The following is a 16050-nucleotide window of genomic DNA, read 5'->3' on the forward strand; positions in this document are numbered from 1 at the left end:
CAAATCGCTGGTCACTTGTCCATCTGCTTCTGGGCGTCGGTCGAATCCGTCGAGGTGGACGTCGACGTCGAAGCGGACGACGAGGCGGCCGTGCCCTGGGTCGACCATTGCTGAAGCTTGTGCCCTGCGGTCTGCAGACCCTGGTCGGTCATCGTGGCCGCGCGGTCGATCGCCGCCCCGGTGGCGCTGGCGGCGTTCTGCAGGTTCGCCTGCGCCGACGACGCAAGATCGGCGGGATCGATCCTGACCGAAGGCGTCGAGGCGGCGGAATTGAGATTCTGCTCGGCGGTGGCGCGCGTCGCGTCGACCTGCTGGCCGACGTAGTTCGCGGCCTGATCGAGTTTCTGGCCCGCGACCTGCGCGACGTCATCGAGCTTGCCGGCGACCTGCCCCGCGGACGCGTCGTTCTTCTGGCATGCGGCCAGCACGCCGAGCAGGGCAAGCGCCAGCGCCGTACGGCGAATCAGGGGGTACGAACGGGAAGGGATCATCATGGAGTAAGCCGGGTTAAGCGACTTCGATATGCGGAAACGTCGCCATCATACGCCGCCGCCCGTTCCATCCGTAACGCGCATGCTTTGTCTGGCTTCGTGCGCCCATCCCGCACGCGTCCCGCGCGACTGCGATACCGTCAGGTCGTGAATCCGTCATGCGCGCTGGGGTAGACTGCTGGAACGTTCGATGTATTCCACCCACCCTGGAGGCATGCGATGGCAGCGAAGAAGATCCTGTTTCTGACCGGAGATTTCGCCGAGGATTACGAAACGATGGTGCCGTTCCAGGCACTGCAGGCAGTCGGCCATACGGTCGATGCGGTGTGTCCCGGCAAGAAAGCCGGCGACCGGATCAAGACCGCGATTCACGATTTCGAAGGCGACCAGACGTACACCGAAAAGCCGGGCCATCAGTTCACGCTCAACGCCACCTTCGACGACGTCGACGCAACCCTGTACGACGCGCTCGCCATCGCCGGCGGCCGCGCGCCGGAGTATCTGCGGATGAACCAGAAAGTCATCGACATCGTGCGCCAGTTCGCCGAAGCGAAGAAACCGGTTGCGGCGGTCTGCCATGCGGCCCAGCTGCTGGCCGCCGCCGACGTGATCCGTGGCAAGCGGATCTCCGCGTACCCGGCCTGCGCCGCCGAAGTCAGGATGGCCGGCGCCGACTACGCCGACATCCCGATCGACGCCGCCGTCACCGATGCGCCGTTCGTGACCGCGCCAGCGTGGCCCGCTCACCCGGAATGGATCCGCCAGTTCCTCGTGCTGCTCGGCACGCGCATCGAGCTGTAACAACGCCTTGAGCCGGGCTGTGGATCATGCAGCCCGCGCCTCTTCCAGGATTTCCGGCCTTTCCCGATCGCTCATTTGAGAGCAGTCTGATTTGTCCGTGGAACGCGCTTCCCTATAGTCGCCGGTCGACTTCTGGGAGCCTTTCGATGGAACTGACGGACTGGATCGTTATCCTCGCGGCCGCGTTGATCGCGATCGCATTTTTTTGCCTGCGCGCGCCCACCGCCTGGTCGCTCGAAAACCGCGTGCGACGTTTCACGGGTGCGCGTCTGCTCGTGCAGGCCGCCATCGCGCTGTGGTCGGCGCTGCTGCTCCTTCAGCGCGGCGTGTTTTCGCTCGACGACATCGCCGGGCTGCGTCCCACGCCGCACGTCGTCATCGCCTGCGCGCTGATGCTGGGCGTCGCCGCCTGTTACTGGTCCGTGCGCGGCACCCGTCTGCTGAAGCCTCGCCAGCTCTTCGCGACATCCTCGCGTTAAACACCGAAATAAGCACCGAAATAAGCACCGAAACCGCGCCGTACTTCCGCCCGTCAGGTTTTCGCCTCGCTGACGACGCTTTCCGGCGCATCGCGCGTCGCCCGCTCCGCCTGCGGCAACGACAGATAAAACGTCGTGCCGACGCCTTCCGCCGATTCCGCCCAGACGCGGCCGCCGTGCCGCTCCACCATCCGTCGCACCAGTGCGAGGCCGATTCCCTCGCCGGGCGCGACGTTGCCGTGGAGGCGCTGGAACGCGCCGAAAAGGCGCGGCAGCGCGACTTCCGCAATGCCAAGCCCGTTGTCCTTCACGTAGAAAATCCGTAGCGAATGCACCCCCGGCGGCCCGGCCGTCGTGCCGATCTCGATGCGGCCCGGCCGCGCCGGGTCGAGATAATTCACCGCGTTGCCGATCAGGTTGCCGAACACCTGTTCAAGCGCGGTCGCGTCGCCCCAGACCGTCGGCAGCTCATGCACCACGACCTGTGCGCCGCGGGCGCGGATCGATACCTGCATCGCGTCGATCACGCGCTGCACGACATCGCCTGTATCGACGTCCTGGTGCCGGTATTCGAGGCGCCCCACGCGTGAGAGCCGCAGCAGCGCGTCGATGATGTGCGACGCCCGCAGCACGGCCGTCTGCAGATAACGCAGCGCCTCGCTGATGTCCTCGTCGACGAGACGCTCGATGCGCGCGCGCTGCGCCTCGGTCAGCGACGACGCACGCACCGCCGCGCGCAGGTCGTCGCACGCGTGGATCAGTTCCTTCGAAAACCCCTGCAGGTTGACGAGCGGCGAGCGCAGGTCGTGCGACACGCTGTGAATGAACATCTCGTTTTCCTGCGTCTGCTGACGCAGCGTTTCGTTGATGCGGGCCAGCTCGCCGGCGCGACGCGCGAGATCCGACTGGAAGCGCGCCTGCATGCGGTCCGCTTCGAGGAGCCGCCGGCTGGTGTCATGCAACGTGGCGTCGAGCCGCGCGATCTCGTCGGTGCCCGGGGTGAGCGGCGCGAGCGGCTGGTTCTGCGCAAGACGCCGCGCATTGCCGGTCAACGCGGCGAGCCGGCCGCGCAGGCCGCGCGCGAGCAACGCGAACGCGATCGCCACGAACAGGATCGAACCGGTCACCGCCGCGACAATCAGCTTCTGCTGACGCGCGCGCGCAGTCGCCGCGTCGTGCGTGCGCGCGACGTCGAGCCGCCGCTCCTCCTGCTGGAACGCGGCCACCTGCGCGCGCACCTGATCGAGCACGGCTTCGGCGCCCGGGTCGCGAAAACGTTCGAGCACGTCGGCGCGACGCCCGGAGCGCAGCAGATCCTGAATCCGGTCGGACCATTGCCGGTACGACTGGATCGCCTGACGGATCCGCACGGCGCGCTCCACCTGGGAAGGATTGTCGGCGACCAGTTCGACGAGCCTGTCGATCCGGCGGTCGAGGTCCATCCACATCGCGATCGGCGTCGCCGCGCCAGCGTCGCCGCCGACGGCCGAACCGCGCAGACGCAGCGATTCGAACTGCACGGGTTCGAAGACCGCGGTGGTTTGGCGCAGCACGTCCTGGCTGTGCAGCGCCCAGCGTTCGGCATCGGTCGCATCGGCCTCCGCCTCGACGACGCCCGCCAGCAGCGCGAGTTCGAACAGCGCGGGAATCGCGATCAGCAACAAGCCTTTGGTGGTCAGTCTCATGCGCGCAAAAGGAAGGGCCAGACATAGCGGACGCTGCGTTGCGACGGCCATTATGTCGTGTTTGCACGGGATGACAAAGACGCAGTGCGCGTCGCGAGGCGTCGGGTAACAGAAGTCCATTCCCGCAGTCGGGGCATCGCCACGCGGGATCGTTATCTAATCGAATAAACACGTAAACGAAATCGAAAATATCGCCCCGACATGGGACGTTCAACGCCCGGTTTCGAGAATGAAGCACACAAATGGTGCGCGTGTTTCATCGCTCGAACTGACCGGAGAATCATCCGCAAGACCTGGAAAACCATGCTGGTGCTCGCATGCACCGTGATCGTCAATGTCAGGCCCTTCTTTGGCCCATTTCTTGCGTTCCGTGCCCGTTTTTTGCGCAAATCGGGACTTACGGATGGAAAGCTTGAAAACCGGCACCGACACGCTGTTCCTGCTGATCGGTGCCGCCATGGTGCTCGCGATGCATGCGGGCTTTGCGTTTCTCGAACTTGGCACGGTACGAAAAAAGAATCAGGTCAACGCGCTCGTGAAAATCCTCGTCGACTTTTCGGTGTCGACGATCGCGTATTTCTTCATCGGCTACACGATTGCGTACGGGGTGCAGTTCTTCGATCCGGCCGATATTCTCGCGGCCCACAACGGCTATGCGCTCGTGCGCTTCTTCTTCCTGCTGACGTTCGCGGCCGCCATTCCGGCGATCGTTTCCGGTGGCATCGCCGAACGCTCGAAATTCAACCCGCAGCTCTTCGCGACGTTCGTGCTGGTCGGGTTCGTCTACCCGTTTTTCGAGGGCATCGTGTGGAACGGGCGCTTTGGAATCCAGCACTGGATCGCCGCGACGTTCGGCGCGCCGTTCCACGATTTCGCGGGCTCGGTGGTGGTGCATGCGTTCGGCGGCTGGGTCGCCCTGCCCGCCGTGCTGCTGCTCGGCGCGCGCCACGGACGCTATCACCGTGACGGCCGCATCGCCGCGCATCCGCCGTCGAATATCCCGTTTCTCGCGCTCGGCGCGTGGGTGCTGGCGGTCGGCTGGTTTGGCTTTAACGTGATGAGCGCGCAGACCATCGACAAGATCAGCGGCCTTGTCGCCGTCAATTCATTGATGGCGATGGCCGGCGGCACGCTGACAGCCTGGCTTGCCGGCCGCAACGATCCGGGCTTCACGTATAACGGCCCGCTCGCCGGGCTCGTCGCGGTATGTGCCGGGTCCGACGTGATGCACCCGCTCGGTGCGCTGGTGACGGGTGGCATCGCCGGCGCGCTCTTCGTCTATATGTTCACGTGCGTGCAGAACCGCTGGAAGATCGACGACGTGCTCGGCGTGTGGCCGCTGCACGGCCTGTGCGGTGCGTGGGGCGGCATCGCGGCGGGAATTTTCGGGCTGCACGCGCTCGGCGGACTTGGCGGCGTGTCGTTCGGCGCGCAGATTGTCGGCACACTGGGCGGCATCGTGGTGGCTTCGCTTGGCGGCACGCTCGTCTACGGCGCGATTCGCCTGACCGTCGGGCTGCGCCTCGATCAGGAAGAAGAGTTCAACGGCGCCGACCTGTCCATCCACCGGATCACGTCGACGCCAGAACGCGAGACCGCCGGCTGAGCGCGGCCCGTCTGCCGGATCGGGTGAATCAGGTTCAATGCGCCGGACGATGCACGCGATGAAACAGCGAAGACAGTTTGATCCGGCGCGGCGCCGGCTGGTCGCCACCCAGCAGGCCGAACTCGATCGGGCAGCTTGTGTAGAACACATGTACGTTTTCGCGGCGGATTGCGTCGAGCATGAGTTCCGCCTCGATTTCCGTGACCGCGAACATGACCTGCATCGGCTGGTCGGTCAGCTCGAAAAAACGCGCGGCGTGGTGTATGCCCGCGTGGCTGACGCCCTCGGCCGCCGCGATGACGGTCGCGCCCTGAATGCCGGTCTGCTTCGCCTTCGCCAGCAGCCAGTCGATCACGGATTGCCGGCCGTGCCGCCGGTTCTGCTCGGTGTAAAACGTGAGTTGGTAGCCCTTCATGAACGGTCTCCAGCGACGGGCGATGTTCCGGCGGCGTGCCCGCTGGCGAGACGAAAATCGCGTCGGCGGAAACCGTTGTTTCATTCTAGTTCAGGTCGTCCGCGTGGTCGCGACGATCCGTGTGAAGGCTGGGCGCCCCGGTGATAGACTGCGGGCCGGAGATGGCATTCTCCGTTGTCCCTAAACCGCCCTTGTGGCTGATGATGCCTGCCTTCGTCCGGGAAACCGGCGGGCAGTGCCATGTCTGCCCGCACACGACCCGGTTTATCGACCTGCCTGGATCTCTAACAACAATGTATCTGTCCATTCTTGCCGTCGGCATCGGCGGCGCACTCGGTTCACTGCTTCGCTGGGTTCTCGGTCTGCGGCTCAATGCCGTGCTGCCTGTGCTGCCGCTCGGCACACTCGCGTCGAACATCATCGCGGGGTACGTGATTGGCGTGGCCGTTGCGGTATTCGCGCGATACCCGGGTATCGCGCCCGAATGGCGGCTCTTCGTGATCACCGGCCTGATGGGCGGACTGTCGACGTTCTCGACGTTTTCCGCCGAAGTCGTCGGCCATCTGCAGCAGGGCCGGCCCGGCTGGGCCATCGCTGAAATAGCGATTCACGTCGGCAGTTCGCTTGTCATGACGCTGTTCGGCATCGGCACCGTCGCGCTGCTCACGCGGTGAGTTCGGGTATCGATCCAACGCCCTTCTAGCCGGACTATCCGGACGCGCTGGCTTCGGGCTGGAGCGTTCGCGCTAGAACGGCCCGCGGCTTTTCAGCTGATCGTACTCGCGTTTCAGCGTGTCGATGCGCTTCGTGTATGAAGCTCGCAGACAGCGCCGGTCACCACGGCACGCGGCGCGCTCGTGCAGCCATGCGCGCTGCTCGTCCTGCATGTCGCCGCGTGTGCCCATGGCGACGAGGCCCGTCAACGTGTCGTAACGCACCGCCATTTCCACATCCATCTCGCTTAACTGCCGCGACGCGCAGATCGCGCGTTCGTCGGGCTGCTTCGCCTGCCCGCAGTCGAAACTCGCTGCCCACGCCGCCTGCGTCGACAGCGCAGCGAAAAGCGTCGCGAACGCATAACGGACCAGGCGACGATTCAGTGTTGATGAGCGATGAGGCATTGAACGACCATCCGGATCGGAAGTGGGAAGCCCGTAGTGTAAGGCTTCGCTCCTTGCCCTTCGTGTGCGGGTGGTGCAGCCGCGGATCGAGCCGCCTCCTGTTTGATGCGCGTCACGTCGTGTGGTCGACGGCCCCGGTGATCTGCATCACCGGATACGCCGCTGCGACGCAGGCACGGCAGCCATTGTTCGCTTTTCACGAGCAGTGTTTTCGACCTTACGGCCTGTATCCTCGCCGCGATGCACTGTAACCTTCAATACACGGGTTATCGAACGGCTGGCCTCCTCCTGGGCCGGCCATTTTTGCGAACGAAGGGCAACGCCTCCATACCCCTGTCTGTCCTTTTGCTGTCGCAGGCACGGCTTGATGCCGTGCCTTCTTTTTTTCGCGGATGCGTTCGCACCGTTCTGGTGTTGAACGTTTCACCTGCATGCATGTGTGCGACAACGACCCGGACATAAGCTGCGAAAACCGGCGTCTCAGGAACGCCCGCGACGACGCAACAATGCAAGATCGTCTCCAACGGGCACCCCGGCGAACGTCAGGAGCACGGCGGCCAGCGGTACCGTCGCGACAAAGCCGAACTGCTTGAACCCGAACGCGCCGGCAATCCCTCCGGCCAGAAACATGCCGAGCAGGGAAGCCAGCAGCGTGAGCTTGCGGCGGTCGGCGCGCACATAGTGCGGGGCGCCGGGCGGCATGCCGCGATTCCAGTAGAGACCCTTGCCCAGCTCGATTCCGATATCGGTCACGAGGCCCGTCATGTGCGTGGTCCGGATTTCGGCCTTCGAGATCTTCGTGATCATCGCGTTCTGAAGACCCATCACAAAACACAGCAGCGCGACGGTCGTCGGTATGTAAAAGACACGGTGAGCTTCAAGGTTCGCGCCCAGCAAGCCAAAGCAGAGCAACAGGATGGCCTCGAGCAGCAGCGGCGTCGCGTAGATGCTCCTCGCGCGACGCTGGCGTCCCCAGTTGATCACCACGGCGGACGTCGCGGCGCCCGCCAGAAAAGCGGCAACGGACCCTGCCGCGGAAAGGACGAATGCCACCTGCCCGAGAATCAGGTTGTCCGCCAGCGAAGAAACGATCCCCGACATATGAGACGTGTACTGACCGACGGCCAGAAAGCCGCCGGCATTCGCGGCGCCGGCGACGAACGCGAGCGCGCAGCCCAGCCGCCGGTTTGAGTGGTCGGTGCGCGCGGGCGAAGTGAACGTCCGGAGATAGTTGATTGGCATGAGGATGAGCTGTTCCTGAAGCGAAGTCCGCGCGGCGCCCACAATGCCGGCGCGGCGGCTGAATGATCTGCCAGTCTATCAGTCGCCTGTGCGGCGACGTTTGACATTGCCGGACACGTCTCGTGCGTCGGCCGACCATGCGGTTTGTTCACGAAACATCGCGACGCATATGAGGCCAGCCGGACGACGCTTCGACTCCCTTCAGTCTCACCCATAAGCGGCGCAAACAGACACTTGCGCCCCACTGCGTCCGAGGAACGCGGACAAATGACCCGAACCCGGCCAGAGCAGATGCGCTGCTGCATCCTGACGTAGACGCGATCGCCCTGCAGACGGCAGAACTCGCGAGCATCGTCTAAGCGCGGGGCGGCGAGAAGCACTCCGGGAAACAGCCGGAATCCGTCTGACCAGGTCTCGCCACTGACGGGTTGAAGTCGGCGTGACCCGTTGTCCCCGGTCTCGCCGTACTCCGTGCTGGCTACGACCGCTTACATGCCGCCTAACGGCTTCTTCACCGTCAGCTTGCTGGTCACGGACGTCACTCCGGAAACGCCTCTCGTGATCGTCTCGGCCTTGCCGATCTGGGCGACGTCCGTGACCGTGCCATTCAGTATCACCGCGCCGTCTTTCGTGATGACACTGATGTCTCCGGCGCTGATTTCCTTGTCTTTCCCGATGGCGGCATAAACCCTGCGGCGCAGGGCACGATCCGCTTTCCTGCCCACGGGAGCCGTGGCGCCCGATGCCGCGGTCCCGGACGCACCTTGCGCACTGGCGGATGCACTGGCTGCTCCAGCGGTCTGGGACCACGCAGTTGTGGACGCCGTAACGAACCATGCGATGACCGCCAGCTCGAGTGCCTTGCTTGTTCTCATGGATTGCTCCGGTTCATGAAGGTGGCGGAATCAAAAGTTATGGCGAATACCGACCATGGCCGCAGTGGTGGAGACACCGGGCGCAACCGGTGTGCCGTAGACGATCGTCTGGTTCATGGTTCCCTTGTTGTCGACATACCCGACCTGCACATATGCCCTGGTCGCCTTCGACAGGTTGTATTCCCCGCCCACGGCGATTTCGCTCGAGTGATTCGCCGAATGGTTGCGGTCCCTCAGGTAGTAGTAGCCGGACGTGACCTTGAAGAACGGATTGAACTGATAGCCGAGGCCGCCCGACACCATTTCGAAGTCGACGCTGTTGCTCTTCGCCGGGTTCTTGCCGACGCTGTACGAGGCGGATAACGAGAATCCGCTGATCGTGTACATCGCGCCGAAATAATAGAAGCGGTTATTGGCGAGACCTGTCGCCGGTACGGCAGAACCCGTGGGATAGCTGGCCGGGTATGGATTGGTGTCGTGCCCGTTGTAGTACAAGGCAGCCAGATTCAGGCCATAGTTCGAATACCTGAACACGGCCGACTCGCGCGTGCCGCCCTGGAGCTGCCCCGGAACGCCGCCCGGCGCGAACTCGAGCGAAACGGACGCACCGTGGAATTTCGGCGACGTATAAACCAGCGCGTTGCTGTCATAGAGGGCGCCGATCGGTGCATTCGTGCTGGTGCCGGGCCAGCCGGCCGCCTGGTTGAGACCGAGCCACGCGGTCAGGATACTGCCGAAATACTGCGCCCCGCGTGCGTCGGTTTCCGCCATCGCGTAGATCATCGGGACGATCTGCCGGCCGGCGTCGATCGTGCCGAACGGCCCGGATATGCCGATACTCGTATACTGGTTGAAGAGCGCGGTCGCGCCCGGCGTGTCGGACAAACCCGGCTTGCCGTTCGTGGACGTGAACGAGCCTTGCAGCCTGAAGTTGATCTTGTAGCCGCCACCGATGTCCTCGCTACCCTTCAGGCCCCACAAGCTGGAGAAGATGCCACCGTCCTTGACTTGCCAGGTGTGGCCCAGATTGCGCGCATTCGGCGCGAACGACGCCGCCGCGGTGCTTTGATACAGCAGGCCACTGTCGAGCACGCCATAGAGCGTGACCGATGATTGCCCGTAGGCTGCCGGGGCGAAAGCTATCAGTAGTGCCAGGCTACCTGATTTGAATCCCATTGCGTCTCCTCCTGGTTTTTGGGGCGCCGGGTGGACCCGGCCGTTTTATCGCTTGTTGTTCGAATGAAACCGTGTCGCTACAAGGTCGGTGTCTCAGGCCGACAGGTAGTAACCGGCGAACTGATCCCGCAACCGGTTCTTGAGCACCTTGCCCGTCGCACCGACCGGAACCGAGTCGACGAACACCACGGCATCGGGCTTCCACCACTTCGCAACCCGCCCGTCAAGGAACGTGAGCAGTTCGTCCGTAGAGAGCAAGCTGCCGGGCTTCTTCACGATCAGTAGCAGCGGCCGTTCGTCCCACTTCGGATGCCGCGCGGCGATGCAAACCGCCGTCGTGACTTCCGGGTGCAGGTACGCGACGTTTTCGATGTCGGTCGAACTGATCCACTCGCCACCAGACTTGATGACGTCCTTGCTGCGATCCGTAATCTGCATGAACCCGTCGGGATCGATCCTTGCCACGTCGCCGGTGGGGAACCAGCCGTCGCGCAGCGGCGATGTGGCGTCACTGCCGAAATACTCCCGCGTGACCCAATGACCGCGCACCAGCAGATCGCCAGTCGCGGTGCCATCCCACGGCAACTCCCTGCCGTCAGGGTCGACGATTTTCATGTCGATGCCAAACACCGGGCGTCCCTGCTTCGCCTGAAGCGCGTGGCGCTTCCCGACAGGCAGAGACACCTGATGCGCCTTGAAACTGCAGACCGTTCCGACCGGGCTCAATTCCGTCATGCCCCATGCGTGCAGCACATCGACTCGATGGCGCTCCTGGAACGCCGCCGTCATCGCCGTCGGACAGGGAGCGCCGCCGACAATCGTGCGCCTCATCCACGAGAAAGAACCCTTGATCGCGTCGACGTGCGCAAGCAGTCCCTGCCAGACAGTCGGCACGCCGGCAGACAGCGTGACCCGTTCATCCTCGATCAGTTCATGGAGCGACTTGCCGTCCAGCGCCGGCCCCGGAAACACCAGCTTCGCACCGACCATGCAGGCGATATACGGCAGTCCCCATGCGTTCACATGGAACATCGGCACGACCGGGAGGATCACGTCGCGCGCCGAACAGTTCAGCGCGTCCGGTAGCGCCGCCGCGTAGGTGTGCAGGACGGTCGAGCGGTGGCTGTATAGCACCCCTTTCGGATTGCCTGTCGTACCAGACGTGTAGCACAGCGACGAAGCGCTGTTTTCGTCCAGCAACGGCCAGTCGAAAATGTCGCCGTGACCGTCGACGAGATCCTCGTAGCAAAGCAGCGTCGCCGGCAGGGCATGGTCTCGTGGCATGTTCGCGCGACCGGTCATCGCGACGAAAACCTTCGGGCTCCTGACCCGCGGCGCGACGTTCTCGATCAACGGCAGAAACGTCAGGTCAAAGAACACGACGCGATCTTCCGCATGCTCGATGATGTACGCGAGCTGGTCGACGTGGAACCGGGGGTTGAGCGTATGCAACACGGACCCGGCCCCCGACACGGCGAAGTACAGCTCCATGTGCCGGTAGCCGTTCCACGCCAGCGTCCCTACCCGCTCGCCCGGCTTGATGCCGAGGCCTGCCAGGGCGTTTGCCATGCGGCGCGCGCGTTGCGCGAGGTCCCGGTACCGATACCGGTGAATGTCGCCCTCGATCCGTCGCGACACGATTTCCTGTTCGCCGTGATGGCGTTCAGCGTGCATCAGCAGCGAAGCGACCCGTAGCGGTTGCTGCATCATCAAACCTTGCATCCTTTTTCTCCTCAATGACTGCATGTTCCCGCGCGGCCTGGATCAGGGTGACGCATCGGACACCGGCGCATGCCCGGGACTTGCGGCAGGGTCTTCAAGACGCACGACCAGCTTGCCGTCGACGGCCTGAACCGGGAAAGTGGTCAGGCTCAACCCGCCTGCGCCCGACACGCAGCCGGTGCGCAGGTCGAAGCGCAGGCCGTGCGCCGGACAGCGCAGCACGCACCCCTCGAGCTGACCGCTTGCGACCGAGGCCCCGTTGTGCGGACACGCGTTGTCGATTGCGTGGATCGTGCCGGCGATGTTGAACAGGACGATGCTGCGGCCATCGATGAAGACCAGCTTCCGCTGGCCTGGCGCGAGTTCATCGACCGGGCCAACCGGTATCCGACGTGACATTTCCTGCTCCTTTAGATTCGGACTGCTAACACCATGTCGCAAATAATCGAGTCGAAGAGAATGGATCTGATCATTCAAGTTCGTGGATCAGCGTCTCCGCCATCGGCCACTCACCGAATCCTGCCGCTGGATTCAGGTGGCCCACTTTGCCGAGGTCGACGAGGCGACTGCCCCAGTTTTTTGCCATCGCCGCGACACGCTCGAACTGCGCGAGCGGATCGTTGCGGCTCGCACCGACGATGGCTGGAAACGGCAACGGCTTTCGCGGGATCGGCAGCCAACCGTTCTGGGCGAGCGCATCGAAGGCCGGATAGCCTGCCGGCAGCGGCGTCTCGAGGTCGGCCGGAGCGGCGAGCAGTGCACCGTGAATCTTGCGGCTGTGGTGCTGGGCCCAATGCACTGTGATCATCACGCCCGCGCTATGCGCGACCAGGATCACCGGGCCATCGATTTTCGCAAGGGCAGCATCGAGCGCCGCGACGCGTGCCGCGCAGCTGAGTTTGTCATGCTCGAGCGGCGGCACCGAGGCTGCCTTGGGTAACTTCCGCTCCAGCAGGGTTTGCCAGTGCTCCGCGACGTGATCGCGCAAGCCGGGCACCATCAGAATGGTCGGTGTCGTATCCAGAGTCATGAAGCGGTCTCCTGTCGACCCGCGTTCGCGCTTTAGCGCGTTACGCTGGTCCCACGCAAGATGATTGCTGTCGGTCAATACGGCTTGTCGCCGACAATTCCGGCGCGCTCCATCTTGCGGTGACACGGCGGGTAGTCCATCACGGCATAGTGCTGCGTGCTGCGGTTGTCCCAGATCGCGATGCTGTTGGGTTTCCAGCGCCAGCGGACCTGATACTCGGGAATGCAGGCCTGGCTGATCAGATAGCGCAACAGATCGCCCGCGCCCGGACTTGCGTCCTGCCCGAAGCGCACCCGTGCCGGCGTGTGATAGTTGGTGAAATGCGTGGTGAAGGCGTTCACGAACAACACCTTCTCGCCGGTCTCCGGGTGCGTGCGCACGACTGGATGCTCCGCGTCCGGGAACTGCGCCTTCAGCGCGAGACGTTTCTCCGTCGGCATGACCGCGCCGAAGCTCGCCTCGATGCTGTGGCGGGCGCGCAGCTCCGCGATCTGGGTCTTGACGTGGTCCGGCAGGTTCTCGTAGGCGAGGACCATGTTCGCCCACATCGTGTCGCCGCCGACCGGCGGGCACTCCACGCAGCGTAGAACAGCGCCGAACTGCGGCGCTTCGCGCCAGGTGGCATCCGCGTGCCACGCGTTTTCATACCGGTCGTTGGGCTGTTCCGGGTTCTTGTAGATGCGCACGAGACCCGGATGTTCCGGGTCGCTGCCGGCGACGGGATGGCCCTCCAGTTCGCCGAAACGGCGCGCAAAAGCGACATGTTCGCCGCGCGAGATATTCTGGTCGCGCAGGAACAGCACCCGATGTTCAAGCAGCGCCGCACGGATCCGGGCAAACAGGCCGTCATCGTGGATGGCATCAGCGAGATTCACCCCGACCAGTTCGGCGCCGATCGCGCATGTCAGTTGTTCAACTTGCATCGTCTTCTCCTCGGATGACGAAGACCGACGAGCCAGTCGTCTTGCGCGATTCGAGGTCGCGGTGCGCCTGCGCCGCGTCCTCCAGCGCGTAACGCTGGTTGAGTTCGATCTTGATGCGGCCCGCGGCGACATGTCCGAAGAGTTCCCCGGCGAGTTCATCCTTCTCGGCGGGGTCGGCGATATAGTCCGCCAGCGCGGGGCGCGTCAGATAGAGCGAGCCCTTCATCGCCAGAATCTGCGGATTGAACGGCGGAATCGGCCCGGACGCCGTGCCGACGCAAACCATCAAGCCGCGTCGCCTGAGCGAATCGAGCGATGACTCGAAGGTATCCTTGCCGACGCTGTCGAACACGACGTCGACTCCAACGCCATCCGTCAGTTCGCGCACGCGCTTCGCGACGTCCTCCCGGCTGTAGCAGACGATATGGTCGCAGCCATGCGCACGGGCCACCTCGCCCTTGACCTCGTTCGAAACCGTGCCGATCACGGTGAGACCCAGCAGCTTTGCCCATTGCGACACAATCAGGCCGACACCGCCGGCGGCAGCATGCAGCAGGATGGTGTCGCCCGCCTTGAAGTCATGAATGCGGCGCATCAGGTACGCCGAGGTCAGGCCTCGCATTGTCATTCCGGCAGCCGTCTCGCATGAGATCGCATCGGGCAGCTTGATGAGCGGCGCCGCCGGGACCAGGCGTTCAGTGCTGTAAGCGCCGAGTGTGTTGAGAAAGCCGGTGTAAGTCACGCGATCGCCGACCGCGACGTTGGTCACGTCGGGGCCAACGGCCTCGACCACGCCTGCCGCCTCGACGCCCATGCCCGCAGGCAGCGGCACGGGGTACAGTCCGCTGCGGAAGTACGTGTCGGCGAAATTCAGACCGACCGCCTCGTGGCGCAAGCGAACCTGTCCGGCGCCGGGGTCGCCCACTTCGACGTTTTCATAGCGCAAGACTTCGGGGCCGCCGGTTTGATGGAAACGCACTGCTTTCGCCATTTCGAATCTCCTGTCCTTTACTCGAACCGCAAATTTATCTGGCCTGTGAGGGGCTGCCCCTCCTGCTTTCAGGCGCCCTTACCAGGTCTAAAGCACACGGGTAACGGGGTCAGCACCTGGCCTGTTCGCGCAGGGCGCTCACGCGATCGAGGTCGACCCCATAGTTCCGCTTGCCGATGAAGAAGGCGACCGCCGCGACAAGAGGGGCAAACGGCACGAGTTGCAACGCGCCGAGCAGACCGATCCGGTCGGCCACCATGCCCGTCAGGACGGCAGCGGGTGCCAGTCCCAGCAGGTTGTTCGCCAGCGTCAGGGTCGCAAACGCCGAAGCATGGATCGACGGCGGGGTGAGGTTCGCCACCATCGCACCCGAGGGGCCGGTCGCGCCCGCACTGAAGAACATGCCGGCGCCGATCAGGACGAGCTGTGCCGGACCCGCCGGCATCCGGAAACCGATCGTGAGCAGCACGAAGCAGAGCAGGCAGAAGGCGACGGCTGTGTTCCACTTTCTTTCCCGCTCCTGCTTGCTGAGCCAGTCAGTCAGCATTCCACACGCCACCATGCCGAAAGCGGTTGCCAGCACGAACACCGCCGCACTCATTGCCGCGTTGCCGGTGGACATTCCGTAGTATCGGTTCAGGAAGCTGGGCATCCACGCCCATACTGCTGCCGGGACCAGCAGATGGATACCGCTGCCGACGTAGGCGCACACGACTGACTTCGTCGAAAAGAGCCCTTTCATCAGCGCGCGGAAGCTCATGCACACGCCGTAGCCCTGTGCTTGCCCGCTCACACTTGCGGGCTGCAGTCGCGCCAGCTGTTTTTCCGTGACGGCAAACCGGTAGAGAACCACCAGCACGATCCCCAGGGCCGCCATTGCGCCGAATGCCGCGCGCCAGCCCAGGTGAGCCGCGACCGTCCCCCCGAGCGCCATCCCCAGCACTGAACCGAACGCCCCTCCGGCCATGAACGCGGCGGTGAGCGTGGCGCGCAGCCGGGCCGGAAAAATGCTGAGGACGACCGCGATGCCGACACTGCCATAAGCGGCTTCACCGATACCAACGAAAGCGCGCGCGAGCAACATCTCGTTGTAGTTCGTCGAGAGCGCACAGCCGAGCGTCGCGAGACTCCACATCGCCGCCATCAGGACAATGCTCTTCACGCGCCCCCAGCGGTCGGCGAGCACCGACAGCGGAAAGGTGAGCACGCCGACCATTAGCGCGACCACACTGCTCAGCGAACCCAGCCGGGTATCGGAAAGATTCCACGCGGCCTTGAGCATCGGAAACACCGCATTCAACACCTGCCGCGACATGTAGTCGGAGAGCAGCAATCCGACTGTCAGGGCAAATATCACCCACGCATACGCGCGCACGTCTTTTTGCGTCGTCGAAACATCGGCCGTCGTGGGCCCGGCATGCGTGAACATGAGTCGTCTCCTTCGTGTCCATCTCGTTGGCGACCGCCTTTGCCCTGCAGGGCAAAGGGATCTT

General features: G+C 64.0%; 17 protein-coding genes and 1 riboswitch. Of the genes, 4 read left to right on the forward strand and 13 right to left on the reverse strand.

From position 1 onward, the window contains the following. Positions 1 to 11 precede the first annotated feature (11 nt). The gene (locus BLV45_RS13135) at positions 12 to 494 is read right to left on the reverse strand and encodes a hypothetical protein (protein WP_176954156.1); all 483 of its coding nucleotides are present in this window, start codon (positions 492 to 494) and stop codon (positions 12 to 14) included. A 216-nt stretch (positions 495 to 710) separates the two neighbouring features. Here BLV45_RS13135 and BLV45_RS13140 point away from each other — a divergent pair, with 216 nt between their 5' ends. Both BLV45_RS13140 and BLV45_RS13145 read left to right on the forward strand, forming a co-directional pair. Next, a complete protein-coding gene (locus tag BLV45_RS13140; protein WP_090533580.1) occupies positions 711 to 1292 on the forward strand; it encodes a DJ-1/PfpI family protein in 582 nt (193 codons plus the stop codon). A 146-nt stretch (positions 1293 to 1438) separates the two neighbouring features. Continuing rightward, on the forward strand, positions 1439 to 1771 hold the full coding sequence (locus BLV45_RS13145) for a hypothetical protein (protein WP_090533582.1): 333 nt from the start codon (positions 1439 to 1441) through the stop codon (positions 1769 to 1771). A 53-nt stretch (positions 1772 to 1824) separates the two neighbouring features. Here the strand turns inward: BLV45_RS13145 and BLV45_RS13150 are convergent, their stop codons facing one another. Then, entirely contained in the window at positions 1825 to 3456 is a 1632-nt protein-coding gene (locus BLV45_RS13150; protein WP_090533895.1) for a sensor histidine kinase, read from the reverse strand. A gap of 403 nt (positions 3457 to 3859) precedes the next feature. Here BLV45_RS13150 and BLV45_RS13155 point away from each other — a divergent pair, with 403 nt between their 5' ends. Then, entirely contained in the window at positions 3860 to 5062 is a 1203-nt protein-coding gene (locus tag BLV45_RS13155) for an ammonium transporter (protein ID WP_090533584.1), read from the forward strand. A 34-nt stretch (positions 5063 to 5096) separates the two neighbouring features. Here BLV45_RS13155 and BLV45_RS13160 read toward each other — a convergent pair whose 3' ends face one another. Continuing rightward, the gene (locus BLV45_RS13160; RefSeq protein WP_090533586.1) at positions 5097 to 5477 is read right to left on the reverse strand and encodes a DUF190 domain-containing protein; all 381 of its coding nucleotides are present in this window, start codon (positions 5475 to 5477) and stop codon (positions 5097 to 5099) included. Positions 5478 to 5625: 148 nt separating this feature from the next. Then, a riboswitch (Fluoride riboswitch) is annotated at positions 5626 to 5694 on the forward strand. A gap of 76 nt (positions 5695 to 5770) precedes the next feature. Between BLV45_RS13160 and crcB the strand changes: the two genes are divergently transcribed. After that, positions 5771 to 6151: a fluoride efflux transporter CrcB gene (crcB, locus tag BLV45_RS13165; protein WP_090533587.1), complete on the forward strand. Its 381-nt coding sequence runs from the start codon at positions 5771 to 5773 to the stop codon at positions 6149 to 6151. A gap of 72 nt (positions 6152 to 6223) precedes the next feature. Here crcB and BLV45_RS13170 read toward each other — a convergent pair whose 3' ends face one another. The 10 genes from BLV45_RS13170 to BLV45_RS13215 all read right to left on the reverse strand — a co-directional run bounded on the left by BLV45_RS13170 (position 6224) and on the right by BLV45_RS13215 (position 15986). Next, complete coding sequence (locus BLV45_RS13170) at positions 6224 to 6598, reverse strand: lysozyme inhibitor LprI family protein (protein WP_090533589.1); 375 nt, start codon at positions 6596 to 6598, stop codon at positions 6224 to 6226. Positions 6599 to 7078: 480 nt separating this feature from the next. Continuing rightward, entirely contained in the window at positions 7079 to 7840 is a 762-nt protein-coding gene (locus BLV45_RS13175; RefSeq protein WP_090533897.1) for a YoaK family protein, read from the reverse strand. Positions 7841 to 8328: 488 nt separating this feature from the next. After that, positions 8329 to 8715 (reverse strand): BON domain-containing protein, encoded by a 387-nt coding sequence (locus BLV45_RS13180; RefSeq protein ID WP_090533591.1) that lies wholly within the window; start codon positions 8713 to 8715, stop codon positions 8329 to 8331. A 30-nt stretch (positions 8716 to 8745) separates the two neighbouring features. Continuing rightward, positions 8746 to 9891 carry a porin gene (locus tag BLV45_RS13185; protein WP_090533593.1) on the reverse strand — a complete coding sequence of 382 codons (1146 nt, stop codon included), beginning with the start codon at positions 9889 to 9891 and terminating at the stop codon, positions 8746 to 8748. Positions 9892 to 9984: 93 nt separating this feature from the next. Continuing rightward, complete coding sequence (locus BLV45_RS13190) at positions 9985 to 11613, reverse strand: 3-(methylthio)propionyl-CoA ligase (protein WP_090533595.1); 1629 nt, start codon at positions 11611 to 11613, stop codon at positions 9985 to 9987. 42 nt (positions 11614 to 11655) lie between these two features. Then, positions 11656 to 12012 carry a Rieske (2Fe-2S) protein gene (locus tag BLV45_RS13195; protein WP_090533598.1) on the reverse strand — a complete coding sequence of 119 codons (357 nt, stop codon included), beginning with the start codon at positions 12010 to 12012 and terminating at the stop codon, positions 11656 to 11658. Between the two features lie 70 nt (positions 12013 to 12082). Further along, entirely contained in the window at positions 12083 to 12643 is a 561-nt protein-coding gene (locus BLV45_RS13200) for an RBBP9/YdeN family alpha/beta hydrolase (protein WP_090533600.1), read from the reverse strand. Positions 12644 to 12717: 74 nt separating this feature from the next. Next, complete coding sequence (locus tag BLV45_RS13205) at positions 12718 to 13566, reverse strand: TauD/TfdA dioxygenase family protein (RefSeq protein WP_090533602.1); 849 nt, start codon at positions 13564 to 13566, stop codon at positions 12718 to 12720. After that, a complete protein-coding gene (locus BLV45_RS13210; protein ID WP_090533604.1) occupies positions 13556 to 14557 on the reverse strand; it encodes a quinone oxidoreductase family protein in 1002 nt (333 codons plus the stop codon). Before BLV45_RS13210 ends, BLV45_RS13205 begins: the two co-directional genes overlap by 11 nt. A 109-nt stretch (positions 14558 to 14666) precedes the next feature. Continuing rightward, complete coding sequence (locus tag BLV45_RS13215; protein ID WP_090533606.1) at positions 14667 to 15986, reverse strand: MFS transporter; 1320 nt, start codon at positions 15984 to 15986, stop codon at positions 14667 to 14669. Positions 15987 to 16050 lie beyond the last annotated feature (64 nt).

The sequence above is a fragment of the Paraburkholderia sartisoli genome (genome assembly GCF_900107685.1).
GTDB lineage: Bacteria > Pseudomonadota > Gammaproteobacteria > Burkholderiales > Burkholderiaceae > Paraburkholderia > Paraburkholderia sartisoli.

Coding starts and splice junctions, on each gene's coding strand:
- BLV45_RS13210 (WP_090533604.1), bottom strand. CDS start 14,557: ATGGCGAAAGCAGTGCGTTTCCATCAAACCGGCGGCCCCGAAGTCTTG.
- BLV45_RS13155 (WP_090533584.1), top strand. CDS start 3,860: ATGGAAAGCTTGAAAACCGGCACCGACACGCTGTTCCTGCTGATCGGT.
- BLV45_RS13135 (WP_176954156.1), bottom strand. CDS start 494: ATGATGATCCCTTCCCGTTCGTACCCCCTGATTCGCCGTACGGCGCTG.
- BLV45_RS13215 (WP_090533606.1), bottom strand. CDS start 15,986: ATGTTCACGCATGCCGGGCCCACGACGGCCGATGTTTCGACGACGCAA.
- BLV45_RS13175 (WP_090533897.1), bottom strand. CDS start 7,840: ATGCCAATCAACTATCTCCGGACGTTCACTTCGCCCGCGCGCACCGAC.
- BLV45_RS13140 (WP_090533580.1), top strand. CDS start 711: ATGGCAGCGAAGAAGATCCTGTTTCTGACCGGAGATTTCGCCGAGGAT.
- BLV45_RS13195 (WP_090533598.1), bottom strand. CDS start 12,012: ATGTCACGTCGGATACCGGTTGGCCCGGTCGATGAACTCGCGCCAGGC.
- BLV45_RS13145 (WP_090533582.1), top strand. CDS start 1,439: ATGGAACTGACGGACTGGATCGTTATCCTCGCGGCCGCGTTGATCGCG.
- BLV45_RS13150 (WP_090533895.1), bottom strand. CDS start 3,456: ATGAGACTGACCACCAAAGGCTTGTTGCTGATCGCGATTCCCGCGCTG.
- BLV45_RS13190 (WP_090533595.1), bottom strand. CDS start 11,613: ATGCAAGGTTTGATGATGCAGCAACCGCTACGGGTCGCTTCGCTGCTG.
- BLV45_RS13170 (WP_090533589.1), bottom strand. CDS start 6,598: ATGCCTCATCGCTCATCAACACTGAATCGTCGCCTGGTCCGTTATGCG.
- BLV45_RS13160 (WP_090533586.1), bottom strand. CDS start 5,477: ATGAAGGGCTACCAACTCACGTTTTACACCGAGCAGAACCGGCGGCAC.
- BLV45_RS13205 (WP_090533602.1), bottom strand. CDS start 13,566: ATGCAAGTTGAACAACTGACATGCGCGATCGGCGCCGAACTGGTCGGG.
- BLV45_RS13200 (WP_090533600.1), bottom strand. CDS start 12,643: ATGACTCTGGATACGACACCGACCATTCTGATGGTGCCCGGCTTGCGC.
- BLV45_RS13180 (WP_090533591.1), bottom strand. CDS start 8,715: ATGAGAACAAGCAAGGCACTCGAGCTGGCGGTCATCGCATGGTTCGTT.
- crcB (WP_090533587.1), top strand. CDS start 5,771: ATGTATCTGTCCATTCTTGCCGTCGGCATCGGCGGCGCACTCGGTTCA.
- BLV45_RS13185 (WP_090533593.1), bottom strand. CDS start 9,891: ATGGGATTCAAATCAGGTAGCCTGGCACTACTGATAGCTTTCGCCCCG.